Here is a 16049-nt window from a genome sequence, read left to right on the forward strand (position 1 = left end):
GGTGAAAGGCTGGTCGTTTTTGTAACAGGTAACCCTGTTTATAACAATGTGACAATTACTTATCGAGCTATTCAGCATAAACCAGAAGTGATAACTTTAACTCCCAATAAACCTGTAACTATGAGTAAAGATACGACTTTTCTGTTTAGCACCGAAGACGCTATACCGAGTATGACTCTAGAGTTTACTTCAGGTGATGGGCTTATTAATCTGTCCAAGGTTACCCCTTCTTCCAGCAAAGTTGGAATAAACTGTGATGACAAAATTCTTTGTCATTTAAATTCATTGGCGGAAGAAAATTTTGAAGCACAGGTAAGTTTGCTAAGTACAAGTGCAACTATAGAGTGGAAGGTTCCTGAGTTAAAAGAACTAGTAATGAACGAACCTGTAGTTTTATCTGGTATTAAAGGGCAAGACTCTACCTTTGTCCTTAGAGTGCCAAATGAGGAAAGCCAGGTTACCTTAATTGATAGCATTGGTGATGCGGACTTATTTATCCAAAATGTAAATTACTCTTCGAATAGTTTTAGTGGTTCTTGTTCTTCGGCTACGCCAGATAATGATGAACTCTGTAAGATTAGCGGTAGCACTAATGATACAAAGCTGGTCACCGTTCGAGGTTTTACTGACTATAAGGCTGTGCTGAAATTAGAGCCACTAAGCGTCACTACAAAACAAGACGACCCGCAAGACTCATCTGGCGGTAGCAGTTATTTGTTATTTTTACTCCTAAGTTGTTTCCTCTCTGTGAGAGGAAGAGTGAATAGCAAATAGCAACATAGTGACAAACAAAAAAGGGCCATGATGGCCCTTTTTCTCTATATCATCGCAGTGTTTTGCGTTAAGCAAATGCTTCCTGAAGCGGCGGAACAACCTGCTTTTTACGGCTCAGAACGCCATCTAGCCACACACGGCTATTTTCAGTTTCTTTGCCATATGCACGCTCAACGATCGTGACATCGTCTGATACGACCAACAGCTCAGAACCTTCTTTCATGATGTCAGTCAGTAGCAACATCACGGTATGGCGTTGGCCTTCTTCTTTCAGCTTGGCAATGTCAGCTTCGAGATCGGCTTTGATAGTGTCAAAGACTGACAAGTCAACCACTTCCAGCTGCCGATGCCTACCAGATTGTTGTTCATGTTGAAGTCTTTAAAATCACGCAGAACCAGATCGCGTGCTGGCGTGCCGTCTACTGCTGATTTTACTTTGAACATTTCCATGCCCAATGCTTTGTAGTCTTCAATACCCGCAATTTTAGCCAGATCTTCAACACAACGAATATCTGCTGTGGTGCAGGTTGGCGATTTAAAGATAACCGTGTCGCTGAGGATCGCACAAAGCATGATACCAGCAATGTCTTTTGGAATTTCGACACCATGGAAATCGTACATCATTTTGATCACTGTGTTGCTGCAGCCGACAGGACGAATCCAGCACTCAAGGGGGGCCGCAGTGGTCAAGTCACCGAGTTTGTGGTGATCGACGATACCAACGATGGTTGCTTCTGCGATATCGTCAGGTGCTTGTGTCACCTCCGAGTGGTCTACGATATAAACCTCTTCGCCCGCATAGCTCATCTTTAGCTCTGGTGCTTCAAAACCAAAGCGATCTAGGATGAATTGTGTCTCAGGAGACGGCTCACCCAAGCGAGATGCAATGGCTGGTTCACCAATTTTGTTTTTTAGGTAAGCCAGAGCGATTGCACCACAAATAGAATCCGAATCTGGGATCTTGTGTCCCACTACGTACATTGCCATAGAGTTCTCTCATAAGTAATTTCGGCGCAATTTTAACAAAGTGATGCTAAATGTACATCCGTCCTCTGGCGTCTTGCGCTGCAAATCGTCAGGTTACTCTTTCTCCAAAGGCTACTTTATTATGAAACCTGATGGTTTCACTCGCTCAATAAAATGAAAACGCATGCTAATGTGACATCGAGTATATTACTTTTAAAAGCCATATCTTTTTTATTATTTATTAGCGACTACTGGGTACTGTCAGGTACCGACAAGCGGTGAGGAGGAACCTTTTAAGACCGCCATGAAAATAAGAGATGCGATGAGTAATGAATATTGTTTGTTAAGCGAGGGAAAATCGACAGTGTCATTTTAAATATCGGTGTTGGCTGATGTTGATTAATGAACCTCGTACAAAAATGCCAGCTAAAATTGCTGCATTTTTGATGAGAAATAAAGAGTTTGTTTTATCACAAGTCTCTCATCAAAATTTCTAATTCTTCCGATGCATCCTCAATTAATTGAGCAAGCTCATTGGCGTCTTCAATAGCAAGTGGCACCTGCCATTGCACCTTCTTGTTGCCGGAAACAGTCTGACCAACTAACTTAGTTACTTTTCCACGTCGTTCAAATTTAACTTTGTCGAACTCGGCAGAGTGATACTCTTTATTATCGATAATTTCAACTTCAACAATACCGGTCGGATTAACCTGAAAGTGGGCACGCATATGCTTAGTATCTTGCAGAAGGTAATCCCGGTGTTTTGATAACATTCTTTTTCTCCTCCCATGTTTTTTGTCAGTGTTATCCAGTGTAGTCAAACGAATGATTAAAAACTGGGAAAATCGACTGAATTGAGCGATTAATTTATAACCAATTGGTATATATAAAAATTGCTTTTATCGAATATGAGACGGAATAAATATACCTTTTTTTGAATTGTTATCTGATCACGCAAAGAAAATATTGGCCTGAGTATACTCAGGCCCTCAATAACCGAAAGGCATCCGTAATACGGGGAGAATATCGCTACATACTATCCGTCAATTAGAAAGAATCTTTGAGAGAGTCAGCCTTAGAGAAGGGGAGCAAACATATAGAAAAATTGCTCAATAGGTTTGTTAATCATCGAACGTTTTTGCCAGCTCTCAAAGTCTAATATTTCAGATTGCTCGATATACTGCTTTTGAAGACTGACCAGCTGACAGCAAAATTCTGGGTCATCCACTGCCAGAGTAAGCTCAAAATTCAGCCACAGGCTGCGCATATCAAGGTTCACCGTTCCTATGAAGCAAAACTCATCATCGATCACGACAGATTTAGTGTGCAGAAGACCGCCATCAAAGCGGTAAATATTGACTCCTGAGTACATGAGCTCGGTAAAAAATGAACGGCTCGCCCAATCGACCATGATACTGTCGTTCTTTGCCGGAATAATGAGGTTGACTTCAACACCTCTTTCAGCCGTTGTTCTAAGAGCAGTCAATAAGCTTTCGCTGGGAACCAGATAAGGGGTGGTTATAGTAATAGATCGATGTGCCTGATGAATCGCCAACATTAATACCTGATGGATAACACCGTCTGGCATACCCGGGCCTGATGGAATCACCTGAATGGCATGCACTTCGTCAGATGAAGAGGGTATATCGCACTCAGGGAGAGCCGGAAGATCGCGGATGCCTGTTTCCACTTCCCAGTCCCACGAAAAAATACTATTCACCACAGGTACAGCTGGCCCCGTCAGTCGAACCATAATATCGACCCACTGCCCAATGCCAACATTCTGTTTGAAGAATCGAGGATCAACCATATTCATCGAGCCTGTATAGGCAATCTTGTTATCAATGACTGCGATTTTTCTGTGTTGCCTGATATCCAAGCGACGAAGGAACATTCTCAACGGGCTGACGGAAAGTGCCTCAATTAACTCTACACCCGCTTTCCTCATTTCTGACGGCCAAGGGCTTCTGAAAAATTCTTTACTGCCTGCTGAGTCCAACATCAACTTAACCGCCACACCGCGACTAGCTGCATCGCAGACAGCCTGTGCGACCCTGTCTGCATCTCCACCGGGCGACCAGATATAGAAGACCATGTTAATACTTGTCTTCGCTGCAGCGATATCTTTCTCAATGGCGCTAAGGATATCGAAAGGGTTGTGTTTCAATTCCAGTTTGTTACCAACCAGTGCCGGGATCCCCATGCGGTGGAAGCATAGGTCATTTACGTGTCGCGAGTGATGGCTGAGTAGCTGTGGTGTGTGTGCTGAACATGAACGTAGTGATATGAGCCAGCTTTCAAACGATGAATACATCGATCGAGCACGCTCGGCCCGCTTCTTACCCAGATGAAGTTCTCCAACGAGCAAATAGAGGAAAACACCGAGTATCGGTAGGATATAGATAACCATTAGCCAAGCGATGGTGACACCGGGGGCACGACGTTTAAACACCACACGAATAGTCACTGAGGCAACGATGAGCCAATAAAAAAACAGACCAGCCCAACTTACGATTTGATAAAATTTTTCCATATCACATCATTTTCACTAATGAGCTCAACAATATAGTGCGAATGAAAAGAAGTTGCATGAATTATCGCTATATGGACAAAGGAACAGGGAGACAACTCTATATTCTATTCAATGACATTAGCATGCTTTATAGGGTAGGTGAGAGGGGAGTATGCTTTTTAATCGCTTTTTGCTCATTTAGAAAGCAAATATTGAAAAAAAATAAAAATATAACGCTGGCGCTTCAAATTCTATGCGCAAACTGGTTTACTGGCTACGCATTAGTGAAAAACACTGTTTTTACGGATGTAAACAAATCAATACATCTGACTATTTGTCAGTGACTGAATGTTTTCACTGGATATGTGAGTGTGTTTAAAATATAAGCGAGTGTGTATGGCAGGAAATAGTCGAGCCCAGTTTTCTTCCCGATTAGGGTTCATCTTAGCAGCCGCGGGATCCGCCGTTGGGCTGGGTAATATTTGGGGTTTTCCAACTCAGGCCGCCAGCAATGGTGGTGCAGTCTTTTTATTAACCTATCTTTTCATGGTGTTCATTCTTGCCTACCCACTTTTAGTCGCTGAATTAACAATCGGACGTTATGGCAACGCAAACCCAATTCGCTCTCTGTTAGCTGTTGCACCAAAACAAAAAACAGTTGCCAAGATTGTTGGCATGGCAGGCCTTCTGGGTGCCAGTGGTATTTTGAGTTTCTATGCCATCGTTGCAGGTTGGCTCCTCGGCTTCTTTGCCAACCCAATGCTAAAAATAGTGGGTTTGAATGACGCTGCCGTTTGGTTGGAGACCTTCAGCAACGAACGTAACCTGCTCTTAATGCTTTTATTTATGCTACTCACTATTTTTGTCGTTCGGAAAGGTGTGGCTGGTGGAATCGAGCGCTGGTCGAGCCGCTTGATGCCAGTTTTGTTTGTACTCTTCGTACTAATGACTATCTATATTATGACCTTACCCGGTGCAGGCGAGGGCTTAAAAATGTATCTAGTCCCCGACGCTTCTCATTTTTCACCGGATCTGGTTATTAGTGCCATGGGGCAAGCTTTCTTTTCTCTGTCTATTGGCGTGTGCGCCATGATGGCATATGGATCTTACCTGAGAAAGGATGCCAACCTTCCGATGACGGCGGCGCAAGTGTCCCTTCTGGATACCGGGGTTGCGTTTCTTGCTGGCCTGCTTGTTTTACCTGCAATGTTTGTTGCTCAGAAGAACGGTGTTCAGATTTATAGCGAAACAGGTGCACTGCTAGACAGTGATACTCTGGTATTCAGCGTGCTACCTGCAATGTTCGACACCATGGGTAGTGCAGGGCTGCTGATAGGTATGGCGTTTTTCGCTCTGATGATCATTGCTGCGCTGACTTCATCAATCGCGATGCTGGAGGTGCCTGTATCCACAGCCATAGAAGAACTAAATATTGAGCGTGGCAAGGCTGTATGGCTGATTGGTGGTTTGATAGCCGCTTTCTCTACTGTCATTGTTTTCAACTTTGGAGACTTATTTGGTCTGGTGATCAGCGTAACGACTGAATATGCTCAACCAATTATCGGTTTGATGACAGCATTGATTGCGGGCTGGATTTGGCATCGTAATCAGGTGTTGGAAGAATTAAAGCAAGGAAATCCAGAGCTGGAAAGTAGCCTGTTCTGGAAAATCTGGCCGAGTTATGTCCGATTTGTTTGTCCAGTGCTGATGGGGATGGTATTTCTTTGGCCTGTGCTTAAAGGTATGTTGTAAAGTTTGCCACATATACGTATCCCCGCAATTGCGGGGATAATTTCTTATAGCTGTTAAAATTTGAAAAGTTTGCTAAGAAACTTAAAGCAGCTCATTCTGCTGGATGAATGCTGATAGTTTGGTTGCAATATCGCGGCTTTCCGTTGCGGTGGGGTGCCAAATGCATCCTTCAAGCGGCGAGACAAAGGTGTGGCTGAAAAGACCTTCGACGCCTTTTGAATGCAAGGTCGCCATCGCTTCCTGAGTGGCTGGAATAATATAGTCGTAGGGATAAGCCGGGCGAGGCATATAAACAATATTGGTATTGTCATAACGGGACTTGAGTTGCTCTGTGAACTCAACCATGCGCTCAACCCACTCTTCTCTGACTTCCCCAATGTTATTCCAAGGCTCATGGGGTTGAGGGTCTGTACTGAAGTCATTGGTACCCACTTCAATCACGATCAGATCCGGATGTTTATCTTCATAGCTAAACTGGTATTTGCCACCAAATACAGCCCCCGCTTTATCAGCGTAGTATGACAGGTCATGGTACGGCTGATTTCCACTCCAGTTTCTAATAAGTCCTAAGCCAGAAACCGATACCTGAGTGATACTGGTATTGAGTATCTCTCCTGTCTGATAAGGGAAAGCAAGCCTGGCATTCGAGGTTTCATAAATCTCATTCCAGGTACAATCACGCTTGTTTGACTCGCTGCCGAACCCTGCACTGATAGAGTCCCCAATAAAGAGAATATGTGGCTTATTCTCCCAGAGCCCCTGAAGGAAGCCATCATGATCCAAAGAGACGACTTTGACCATGGCATCCGGGTTCTCTGTTCTCTTTACCAATGATACTTCTACAGTTGCCGTTTCTTCACTGGAAAATAATTCAAATGTCTGGATATCAGGGCCATTAGCTGTGACGATTTTGTCTGTTAATTGTCCATCAATTAATACGTCAAAGTGATTACCACGACCAATAAGGTTGACTGAAAGGTGGGTACCAGTGAATTGGGTTTTCATTGTGCTGCCGGGGAAGTTAAACAGCACCGAGCCAGTGGCGTATTCTTTTACACTTCTGCCTTCATAGTTGACGGCGTAATGGGTCGCTGGCACAGTTTGTGTTATGCCATAGCTACTGTAAAGCAAGCAGGCTAACAGACCGAGTTTTCTGACCATGAACAGAATCCTTTATTGATTTAAAAGTATGAAAGTAATGAAATCTATATCTAAATCAGATAGTAATTTGATGAATTTGAGATTCTTTTGCTGAAAGCACAGGTCAAACCACATTTTAACTAAGAGAATTTAATGCAATTAATAAAAAAGTAATTTATTTATCAATGATTTAAATTTTATTTAACTCTTCTTTTTACCTCCTTTTTGCTCAGCATATTGGTATTGATCAGGTGTTTTTTCCCTTCTAATTCCTCACTCTACGTCGACTTGGGCATTTGAATGACAGCTTTTTAGTCACCAATCGCTTTAAGATGAGATGTCCGAACGCAATCTGCTTTATTAACCTCTGGACAATCAGTACACTCATGCGCTGATTTTTCTGAGAGGGTGAGAGCATGTACAGCCTGATCTTTTGCGGTGACGATTTTTTGGTCATCAACAAGTCGCCCGGTATCAGTGTTCATAAAGACAACAACGAACAACCTTTAGTGGCTAAGGTTGCGGCCGATATTGGTGATAAACAGCTTTATCTGGTACATCGGCTGGATAAGATGACATCAGGTTTACTGTTGTTAGCCAGAAATCAGAGGGCTGCAGCGACCTTAAGCGGCTTATTCGCCAATCGTAATATTGAGAAATTTTATCTCGCATTATCTGGTAAGAAACCAACCAAGAAACAAGGTGCTGTGATTGGCGATATGGTGAAAAGTCGCCGTTCTGCATGGAAGTTGACCAAAGGCAGAAGTAACCCCGCGATGACTCAGTTTTTCTCTGTTGCGGGCGCGCCCGGTCAGAGACTTTTTCTTTGCAAACCGCGCACCGGAAAAACACATCAGATTCGGGTGGCGTTAAAAAGCCTCGGTTCCGCTATTCTCGGTGACGATATCTATGGCGGCGATCCCGCTGATCGCGGTTATCTCCATGCGTATTGCCTGAAATTCACACTAGACGGCGAACAACATACATTTACCTGCCCTCCCGAGATTGGAGAGGCATGGCCAAGTATTCCTGATAATTGGCAGGCTCCCTGGGCTCTGACGTGGCCAGAAGCTTCTATCAGCGGAGTAGGTAGTAAGGATAAGCAATGAATGAAAAGATGCTAAAGCAGCTGGTGCAGATCCTTGGCGATCGACTGGACTGCGCCCCCGGTGAAGCACGACGGCTTTTTCACGGCCGTGGCCGTTGTTATGAGGGATTGGAGCAGTTAACCGTTGACTGGCTTGAACCTGTTCTACTTGTTTCGGTCTTCAAGGAACAGGAAGACGCTTTTTTTCATGTGCTTAATGAGTAGATGACGGACTTTGCGAAGACTGATGTGTGGCAACGCTCTGGAGGACAGCATATTTTGTTGCAACACAGGGACCGACCTGACTCACCGACACAGTTCATTGTAGGTGAGATCCCGGAGCAAATCGAAATTAAAGAAAATGGGCTGCGCTTCCTGCTTGATATGGGAAAACGCCAGAACAATGGTCTTTTTCTGGATATGCGCCTTGGCCGCAAGTGGGTGATGGACAGTACTCAAGGTAAGTCAGTACTCAATCTGTTTGCTTACACTTGCGGCTTTTCTATGGCAGCCATGCAAGGAGGGGCTGAGAGCGTCGTTAATCTTGATATGGCAAGGTCGTCGCTATCACGCGGGCGTGACAACCATAGACTTAATAACCACGACCTGTCCAAAGTCAGTTTTCTTGGTCATGATGTTTTCAAATCCTGGGGTAAATTGAGAAAACTGGGTCCTTACGACCTAGTGGTGATTGACCCACCCTCGTTCCAGAAAGGGAGTTTTGTGCTGGATAAAGACTATGCCAAGATATTACGTCGTCTGCCTGAGCTGGTCAGTGATGGAGGAGAAGTGCTGGCCTGTGTGAATGCACCAGACATTGGAGAGTCCTTTATTCTAGAACAGATGTCAGAGAGTGCTCCAGCGTTTAAGTTTGAAAAACGTCTCGAAAATCCCACTGAGTTTGAAGATATCAGCCCCGACAGTGCGTTGAAAGTGATGCACTTTAGACACCATGCTGAGAGTGAAGGTTAGCATGAAGCTAACACAGGTCTGCCGTTGTTAATTATCCGTTTTTTCGTGCAATTTATTTGGGTATGCGCGTTTTTAGAATCCTAATCACGTGCAGCCATGTAAAAAGGCAACCTTCGGTTGCCTTTTATATCTGTTCATCTCAGTAACAATGATCTTTAGCTTTTCTCGCCGACCACACCAGAACAGTTCGAAAGTGATATCGGGCGTTCAAAAAGCTTGCGGCCGCGTTGGTCACGAACCAAAAGGGTATAAGTGACGCCATTTTCCATCAAAGACAGTATCTCTGTATCTCTGCAATAGCGTTTTGTCATCCCCTGATACAGTTCATCGGGTTGGCGCTTACCTTGTTCACCGCCAAACAGCATTGTCAGCTCAATATTGCTCTCATTGGCTTTGGCTTTTATCAGCCTGTAACCGTCCATATCTATTGGAACGACTCTTGATAACATATCTGCACGCTGATCAGCAAAGGAGTTAGCCAACTCCTGCTCAGTAGGCGTAGATGAACAGGCTGATACCAGCAGTGTGATCAGGCCTGTCAAAAGTAGGCGATTTAACCCCAATTTGCGATGCATGTACCTTGTCCTTATCTGTTGTCTTTTTTATTTCTTACGCTGGAAGAACCTTTTTGAAAGGCTTCACAATCACATCCTTGTATACGCCAGCTTCAATGTATGGGTCTTGTTCTGCCCAGCTTTTTGCAGCGTCTAGGCTGTCAAACTTTGCAATTACAGTAGAGCCTGTGAAACCTGCTTCACCCGGCTCCTCAGAGTCAACAGCTGGATTTGGCCCCGCCACCAAGAGTCGTCCTTCTGCTTCCAACGTTTTTAACCGCGCGAGATGCTGCTCACGAACCTGCATTCGCAATGGAAGACTGTTTTCAACATCCTGAGAAAAAATGACGTACCACATCCTAAACCTAACTCCAAAATAATTGATTTCCTTCAGTGTATGCCGAATAAAGTCACAATAAAACCTGCAACGTTAAATCGGTGACCGACCTCGACGAATCAGTCTTTACTGACAGGGCGTGGTCGACCATCTGCATTGATCGCGACATAGTTGAATACCGCCTCGCAGACTTTGTAGCGCTCCCCAATACCATCTGTCGCCACAGGTTTGACCCAGACTTCGAGATCTATGCTCATTGAGGTTCGACCGATATTTGAGCATTCACCATAGCAACACACCACGTCTCCGACGCCTACCGGCGCTTTAAAAACAATCTCATTCACAGAAACGGTGACCACTTTTCCGCCACAAATTTCCTTGGCGAGAATGGCGCCTGCAAGATCAAGTTGAGACATGATCCAGCCGCCGAAAATATCTCCATTAGCATTGGTGTCTGCTGGCATCGCGAGTGTTCTTAGTAACAGTTGACCGCGTGGGCAGTGAGAATTTTCAGACATAGATTTTTTCCAGTTGTCGACAGTAAGAACGAAGACAGGGGCGAGAAGCCCCTGTTTATAAATATGTTATTAATAACAATAACGTCAGTCAGTTTTTTCTTCTTTTGGCATCTGACGATATATATAAAAACCCGTTGCCAGTGTATAAATCAGCGTGAGCGCCATGAGTCCGAACACTTTGAAGTTAACCCATACATCGAGCGGCAGTTTGTAGGCAACGTATATGTTGACGACCGCCAGCACAGCAAAAAAAGCGACCCATGCCGTGTTGATCGTGCGCCATGCTCTGTCAGGAAGGCTAATTTCTTTGCCCAACATACCTTTAATGAGCGGTTTGCCGATTATTTGAGTGACAATTAAACCTACCGCAAATAGGACGTACACTATGGTCACTTTCCATTTGATGAAGTTGTCATCATGGAAGAACAAGGTCATTCCACCAAAGGCGGCGACAAGTGCTGCTGTCACCAACTGCATTTTTTCTACTTTACGGTAAAGGAACCAGGTCACGACAACCTGAACCAGTGTGGCGACAATCAGTGCTCCTGTCGCTGTATAAATGTCGTACATTTTGTACAGCGCAAAGAAAATGATCAGTGGAATAAAATCGAGAAGTTGCTTCATCCAGTTACCTGTAAAGTCCGTTCATTAGTTTATTTTCGATTCACTAGTTTACCGGAAACCAAGTCGAGATAAAATCCACGGGTTTTACAGACACCGAAAGCAAAAATGAAACATAACATCCACAGGTCTAACTATTGAATTTACTTGTTTGAATTCAGCGAGCTGGTGTTGCTAATACTCAGTAAAGAAGACTTGCGATAAATATCCATTGAGATTGTCTCTAGGAGGATAACTCGCTTTAGAACATGTATTTAATGATTGGTGGAGACAAAACGTTACAAAAAAATACGTTTGAACATGTTGAGCTTTTTTTTGGAGTTTAATTGTCGTTTTGCTTCACTTGCCACACCGCGTTAAAAAGGGTCTGCCCCCTTTGAAAGGACAGACCCGTTAAAACCTTTACGGCGTTTACCTGAACTCGGGCTACTTAGCCGTTGCTGCTTTCATTGTGCTGACAAACTCGCCGAGTGCCAAAAGCATTTTCTCATCGTTATCAACGTTATCTTCGATAATTTTGACGACAGCTGAGCCCGATATTGCACCAGCCGCTCCAGCGTGTATTGCTTCTTTGACCTGATCAGGAGTAGAGATTCCGAAGCCCAGCAGTGGACGAGGCGCATCAAACTCTGCCAATTTTTCGAGTAGGTGGTTAATAGGTTTTCCTGCTTTTGTTTCTGTGCCAGTAACCCCAGCACGAGAAAGTAGGTAGGTATAACCGCCACCAAGTTCGGAGATGGTTTTCAGCGTTGAATCGTCAGCATTCGGTGGTGCAATAAAAATAGGATGAACGCCATGTTTCACTGCAGATTCCCGAAATTCCCGTGATTCGTTGGCAGGCACATCTGCGATAAGTACCGAATCCACACCCGCTTCGGCGCATTTTGCATAGAAACTGTCAATACCATTGGCAAAAACCAGATTGGCATACATCAGCAGTCCCATCGGGATATCTGGATGATTTGCACGAATCTGTTTCAGGATCCCAAAGCAGTTATCTGGAGTCGTACCCGAATCGAGGGCGCGAATGGCCGCGCCCTGAATGGTAGGGCCATCTGCTAGCGGGTCCGAAAAAGGGATCCCCAGCTCAAGAGCGTCAGCGCCACTTTCTACCAAAGCCTCAATCACTTTGAGGGATTGTTCCGGATTTGGGTCTCCGATGGTGACAAAAGGAACAAATGCACCCTGATTTTTTGCATCTAATTTTTCAAACATCGCTTGGTAGCGATGTGACAGAGTGTCAGCCATTAAAGCGCTCCTTTTTCTTCAAGAATATCGTACACAGTGAAAATATCCTTATCACCGCGACCAGATAGATTCACCACTAAGAGTTGTTCTTTATCTGGGTTATCTTTAGCCATTTTGACGGCATGTGCCAGAGCATGAGCCGATTCTAAGGCAGGAATGATTCCCTCATGTCTGGCCAGCTCTTGAAATGATTCCAGCGCTTCATCATCAGTGACGGCAACATATTTTGCTCGCCCAGTCGCATTGAGGTGGGCATGCTGCGGACCGACTGAAGGAAAATCTAAACCCGCTGACACGGAATAAGATTCCTCAACCTGACCGTTTGGATCCTGCATCAGCGGCGATTTCATGCCAAAGAAGATACCCAGCTTGCCGTGTTTCAGCGGCGCACCGTGTTGGTCGGTATCGATACCTAACCCGCGGGTTCAACACCAATTAGCTCAACCTCTTCGTCATCGATAAAATCAGAGAACATACCAATGGCGTTTGAACCGCCACCCACACAGGCGATGATGGAGTCAGGCAGGCGACCTTCTTTTTCCAGAATCTGTTGCTTAGACTCTTCCCCAATCATTTTCTGAAATTCACGGACGATTGTCGGGAAGGGATGGGGACCTGCAGCAGTCCCCAACAAATAGTGAGCTTTGTCGTAGCTTGCTGACCAGTCGCGTAATGCTTCGTTACAGGCATCTTTCAGCGTCGATGAACCTGAGTGTACAGGGATGACTTCAGCACCCATCAGGCGCATCCGGAATACATTGGGGCTTTGACGTTCAACGTCTTTTGCTCCCATGTACACACGGCATTTCAGATCGAGCAATGCGCAGGCAAGAGCAGTCGCCACACCGTGCTGCCCAGCACCCGTTTCAGCAATGATCTCGTTCTTACCCATACGTTTGGCAAGCAGTGCCTGACCCAGTACCTGATTAGTTTTATGTGCACCGCCATGAAGAAGATCTTCACGCTTCAGATACAGCTTAGTTTTGGTTCCTTTGGTCAAGTTTTTGCAAAGAGTCAGCGCGGTTGGTCGACCAGCATATTCTTGTAATAAGTCGATAAATTCGCGCTGGAACTCGGGATCGCTCTGCGCATCAATGAATGCCTGTTCCAGCTGGTCCAGTGCTGGTACAAGAATTTGCGGTACATATTGACCACCAAACTCACCAAAATAGGCGTTTAATTTTGTCATAACAGTCCTTAATAACGTCTGACTGCCGCAAAAGCCGCGGCCAGTTTTTGATGGTCCTTAACTCCCGGAGCTGATTCAACACCTGAGTTGAAATCGAGCCCCAATGTTCCTAATTGGCTGGCCAGTTCAGCGTTGTCTGCAGACAAACCGCCAGCAATCATAATAGTGTTCTTGTCTGCTTCAGCGATAAGTTCCCAGTCAAAGACCTTTCCTGTACCGCCGCTTTGCTCACCCACTTTGGTATCCAGCAGGTGACGGTCAGCACCAGCAACAGGTTCAGGCAGTGAATCCTCGACGCCCAATGCTTTCCATACCTGGCAGCCCTCCGGTAAAAGGGCTTTGACGGAATCAATGTAGGCTGCATCTTCGTTGCCATGAAGTTGGACAGCGTGCAGGCACAGCGCTGTCGCGATTTCCGCAACATGATGTGCGCTGTGGTTCAAAAACACGCCGACGTACTTTAGAGGTGCCTGTGTGATCACCTTTTCAGCCTGCGACGCAGTGATATAACGGGGAGACTTTTCAACAAAAATCAATCCGCCATATACCGCATTATTGTCATACGCGGCTTTGCATCTTCGGGGCGGGTTAAACCACACACCTTATTTTCACCATAGATGACTTTACGGGCAGCCATCTCCAAATCTTGTTCTTCCATCAGGGAGCTGCCGATCAAAAAGCCATTAGCATACTGAGCCAGTTCACGAATCTGTTGATGGGTATAGATACCTGATTCAGAGATCACCACAGTACCCTCAGGGATCTTTGATGCCAATTCTTTTGTCCGGTTGAGATCAATACTCATATCCCGCAGGTTGCGGTTGTTGATACCAATAACGCGTGCCTCAAGTGCAATAGCGCGTTCCAACTCTTCTTCGTTGCTCACCTCAGTCAATATGCCCAAATCCAGCTCATGGGCGAGGTCGGCGAGTTGTTTGTAATCCTGATCATTGAGGACGGACAACATCAGCAATATGGCATCTGCCTGATAGTAACGCGCGAGATAGACCTGATAAGGGTCGACCATAAAGTCTTTACACAGCACAGGAACAGTTACCTGTCCACGAACCTGTGGTAAGAAGTCAAAATTGCCCTGAAAATACTTTTCATCCGTCAGTACTGAAATAGCTGAGGCATGATTGCCGTAGACGCCAGCAATATAGTCCAGGTCAAAATCATCGCGGATCAGCCCTTTTGATGGCGAGGCTTTCTTGCATTCAAGAATAAATTTTGCCGGACGACCTGACAGTGCTTGATAGAAACTTCTGTCACTTGGTACCACTTCACCGATAAAGGATTCAAGTGGCTGGCTGCGTTTTCTTTCTTCAACCCATACCCTTTTGTCGGCAACAATTTTTGCTAAAACGGTTTCCATTATTCACTCCGTGCGGCCAACTGTTGTACCAGTTGGTAAGGCTTACCACTTTTCATGACATCCAGTGCTTTCTGAGTATTGGCTTTTAAGTCTTGATGACCAAAAAGACGTAAAAATAGAGCAACATTGATGGCTACCGCACTTTGCTGAGCGTCCGTAGCCTTACCCTGAAGAATCAGACTGGTTACTTCTCGGTTTTCTTCTGGTGTGCCACCCTTAATCGCCTCAAGTGGATAGGCCTCTACACCAAAGTCTTCAGGTGTCAGTGTATAGTGCTCGATCTCACCATTTTTGATCTCAGCTACTGTAGTTTCACCGTGAATAGCGACTTCATCAAGACCACTGCCATGAACGACAAATGCATGGTCCATGCCCAGCGAGCGCATCGTTTCGGCAATGGGAGCAACGAGTGATTCGTCATACACACCCATTAACTCACGCGGAGGCTTGGACGGGTTGATGAGAGGTCCCAGCACATTAAAGATGGTCCGGGTTTTCATGGTTTGCCGAACGGGCATCGCGTGGCGGACACCGCTATGGTATTGGGGAGCAAAAAGGAAACAGACTCCCAAATCATCTAGCGCTGCTCGTGCAGTTTCCGGCGACATTGTTAAATCAATACCGAAAGCTGCCAGTAAATCGGATGATCCTGATTTGCTGGAAACGCCCCGGTTTCCATGTTTCGACACTTTGGCACCGCAGGCTGCGGCAACAAAAGCGGCAGTGGTCGAAATATTGATGGTATTTGCCCCATCACCACCTGTTCCGACAATGTCAGCAAAATCATAGTCTGGTGAGGGAAACGGGTTTGCGTTTTCTGTGAGCGCTGAGGCCGCACCTGCTATTTCCTCGGGGGTCTCCCCCTTAATCTTGAGCGCTGTCAGTACAGCCGCCAGTAAGATTGGGTCAAGTTCGCCCTTGATGATGGTATCGAACAACTGGTGACTTTCTGACTTTGTCAGTGATTCCTGTTGATAGAGTTTATTAATTATCTCATCCATAGA

The 16049-nt window shown here is 45.3% G+C and carries 12 protein-coding genes and 4 pseudogenes; 4 read left to right on the forward strand and 12 right to left on the reverse strand.

Features of this window, described 5'->3' with window-relative positions; genetic code table 11:
• A partial coding sequence (locus A8L45_RS24620) for a hypothetical protein (protein ID WP_217492174.1) occupies positions 1–774 on the forward strand: 774 nt, incomplete at its 5' end.
• 67 nt (positions 775–841) lie between these two features.
• Here A8L45_RS24620 and A8L45_RS16190 read toward each other — a convergent pair.
• The 3 genes and pseudogenes from A8L45_RS16190 to cls form a co-directional block, all read right to left on the reverse strand.
• Positions 842–1761 (reverse strand): annotated as a pseudogene (locus tag A8L45_RS16190) (manganese-dependent inorganic pyrophosphatase).
• A gap of 449 nt (positions 1762–2210) precedes the next feature.
• Positions 2211–2513: a hypothetical protein gene (locus A8L45_RS16195; RefSeq protein ID WP_068904162.1), complete on the reverse strand. Its 303-nt coding sequence runs from the start codon at positions 2511–2513 to the stop codon at positions 2211–2213.
• A 302-nt stretch (positions 2514–2815) separates the two neighbouring features.
• A complete protein-coding gene (gene cls / locus A8L45_RS16200) occupies positions 2816–4273 on the reverse strand; it encodes a cardiolipin synthase (RefSeq protein ID WP_068904164.1) in 1458 nt (485 codons plus the stop codon).
• 375 nt (positions 4274–4648) lie between these two features.
• Between cls and A8L45_RS16210 the strand changes: the two genes are divergently transcribed.
• The gene (locus tag A8L45_RS16210; protein ID WP_068904167.1) at positions 4649–6004 is read left to right on the forward strand and encodes a sodium-dependent transporter; all 1356 of its coding nucleotides are present in this window, start codon (positions 4649–4651) and stop codon (positions 6002–6004) included.
• 81 nt (positions 6005–6085) lie between these two features.
• On the opposite strand, the gene A8L45_RS16215 is transcribed toward A8L45_RS16210, so the two are convergent.
• A complete protein-coding gene (locus A8L45_RS16215) occupies positions 6086–7165 on the reverse strand; it encodes an SGNH/GDSL hydrolase family protein (protein ID WP_068904169.1) in 1080 nt (359 codons plus the stop codon).
• 395 nt (positions 7166–7560) lie between these two features.
• Here A8L45_RS16215 and A8L45_RS16220 point away from each other — a divergent pair, with 395 nt between their 5' ends.
• Positions 7561–8253: a TIGR01621 family pseudouridine synthase gene (locus A8L45_RS16220; RefSeq protein WP_068904171.1), complete on the forward strand. Its 693-nt coding sequence runs from the start codon at positions 7561–7563 to the stop codon at positions 8251–8253.
• Positions 8250–9203: pseudogene (locus tag A8L45_RS16225) on the forward strand (class I SAM-dependent methyltransferase). The gene A8L45_RS16220 and the pseudogene A8L45_RS16225 overlap by 4 nt, the downstream one beginning before the upstream one ends.
• Before the next feature lie 155 nt (positions 9204–9358).
• Here the strand turns inward: A8L45_RS16225 and gspS2 are convergent.
• The 8 genes and pseudogenes from gspS2 to trpD form a co-directional block, all read right to left on the reverse strand.
• Positions 9359–9778, reverse strand: a complete 420-nt coding sequence (gene gspS2 / locus A8L45_RS16230) for a type II secretion system pilot lipoprotein GspS-beta (protein ID WP_068904174.1) — start codon at positions 9776–9778, stop codon at positions 9359–9361.
• A 34-nt stretch (positions 9779–9812) separates the two neighbouring features.
• Entirely contained in the window at positions 9813–10115 is a 303-nt protein-coding gene (locus A8L45_RS16235) for a YciI family protein (RefSeq protein ID WP_068904176.1), read from the reverse strand.
• A 98-nt stretch (positions 10116–10213) separates the two neighbouring features.
• Entirely contained in the window at positions 10214–10612 is a 399-nt protein-coding gene (gene yciA, locus A8L45_RS16240; protein ID WP_068904178.1) for an acyl-CoA thioester hydrolase YciA, read from the reverse strand.
• 84 nt (positions 10613–10696) lie between these two features.
• Positions 10697–11236 (reverse strand): septation protein A, encoded by a 540-nt coding sequence (locus A8L45_RS16245; RefSeq protein WP_068904180.1) that lies wholly within the window; start codon positions 11234–11236, stop codon positions 10697–10699.
• Between the two features lie 423 nt (positions 11237–11659).
• Positions 11660–12481, reverse strand: coding sequence for a tryptophan synthase subunit alpha (trpA, locus tag A8L45_RS16250; RefSeq protein WP_068904182.1), 822 nt, complete (start codon positions 12479–12481; stop codon positions 11660–11662).
• Positions 12481–13670, reverse strand: a pseudogene (gene trpB / locus A8L45_RS16255) (tryptophan synthase subunit beta). The gene trpA and the pseudogene trpB overlap by 1 nt, the downstream one beginning before the upstream one ends.
• An 8-nt stretch (positions 13671–13678) precedes the next feature.
• Positions 13679–15045 (reverse strand): annotated as a pseudogene (gene trpCF / locus A8L45_RS16260) (bifunctional indole-3-glycerol-phosphate synthase TrpC/phosphoribosylanthranilate isomerase TrpF).
• On the reverse strand, positions 15045–16046 hold the full coding sequence (gene trpD, locus A8L45_RS16265; protein WP_068904184.1) for an anthranilate phosphoribosyltransferase: 1002 nt from the start codon (positions 16044–16046) through the stop codon (positions 15045–15047). Before trpD ends, trpCF begins: the two are co-directional and overlap by 1 nt.
• Between the last annotated feature and the right edge of the window lie 3 nt (positions 16047–16049).

It is taken from the genome of Veronia pacifica, assembly GCF_001707825.1.
Taxonomy (GTDB): Bacteria; Pseudomonadota; Gammaproteobacteria; order Enterobacterales; family Vibrionaceae; genus Veronia; species Veronia pacifica.

Bases quoted from the DNA above. Each gene is read 5' to 3' on its own strand.
- A8L45_RS16215 (WP_068904169.1), bottom strand. From the start codon at position 7,165: ATGGTCAGAAAACTCGGTCTGTTAGCCTGCTTGCTTTACAGTAGCTAT.
- trpA (WP_068904182.1), bottom strand. From the start codon at position 12,481: ATGGCTGACACTCTGTCACATCGCTACCAAGCGATGTTTGAAAAATTA.
- A8L45_RS16235 (WP_068904176.1), bottom strand. From the start codon at position 10,115: ATGTGGTACGTCATTTTTTCTCAGGATGTTGAAAACAGTCTTCCATTG.
- A8L45_RS16210 (WP_068904167.1), top strand. From the start codon at position 4,649: ATGGCAGGAAATAGTCGAGCCCAGTTTTCTTCCCGATTAGGGTTCATC.
- cls (WP_068904164.1), bottom strand. From the start codon at position 4,273: ATGGAAAAATTTTATCAAATCGTAAGTTGGGCTGGTCTGTTTTTTTAT.
- gspS2 (WP_068904174.1), bottom strand. From the start codon at position 9,778: ATGCATCGCAAATTGGGGTTAAATCGCCTACTTTTGACAGGCCTGATC.
- A8L45_RS16220 (WP_068904171.1), top strand. From the start codon at position 7,561: ATGTACAGCCTGATCTTTTGCGGTGACGATTTTTTGGTCATCAACAAG.
- trpD (WP_068904184.1), bottom strand. From the start codon at position 16,046: ATGGATGAGATAATTAATAAACTCTATCAACAGGAATCACTGACAAAG.
- A8L45_RS16245 (WP_068904180.1), bottom strand. From the start codon at position 11,236: ATGAAGCAACTTCTCGATTTTATTCCACTGATCATTTTCTTTGCGCTG.
- A8L45_RS16195 (WP_068904162.1), bottom strand. From the start codon at position 2,513: ATGTTATCAAAACACCGGGATTACCTTCTGCAAGATACTAAGCATATG.
- yciA (WP_068904178.1), bottom strand. From the start codon at position 10,612: ATGTCTGAAAATTCTCACTGCCCACGCGGTCAACTGTTACTAAGAACA.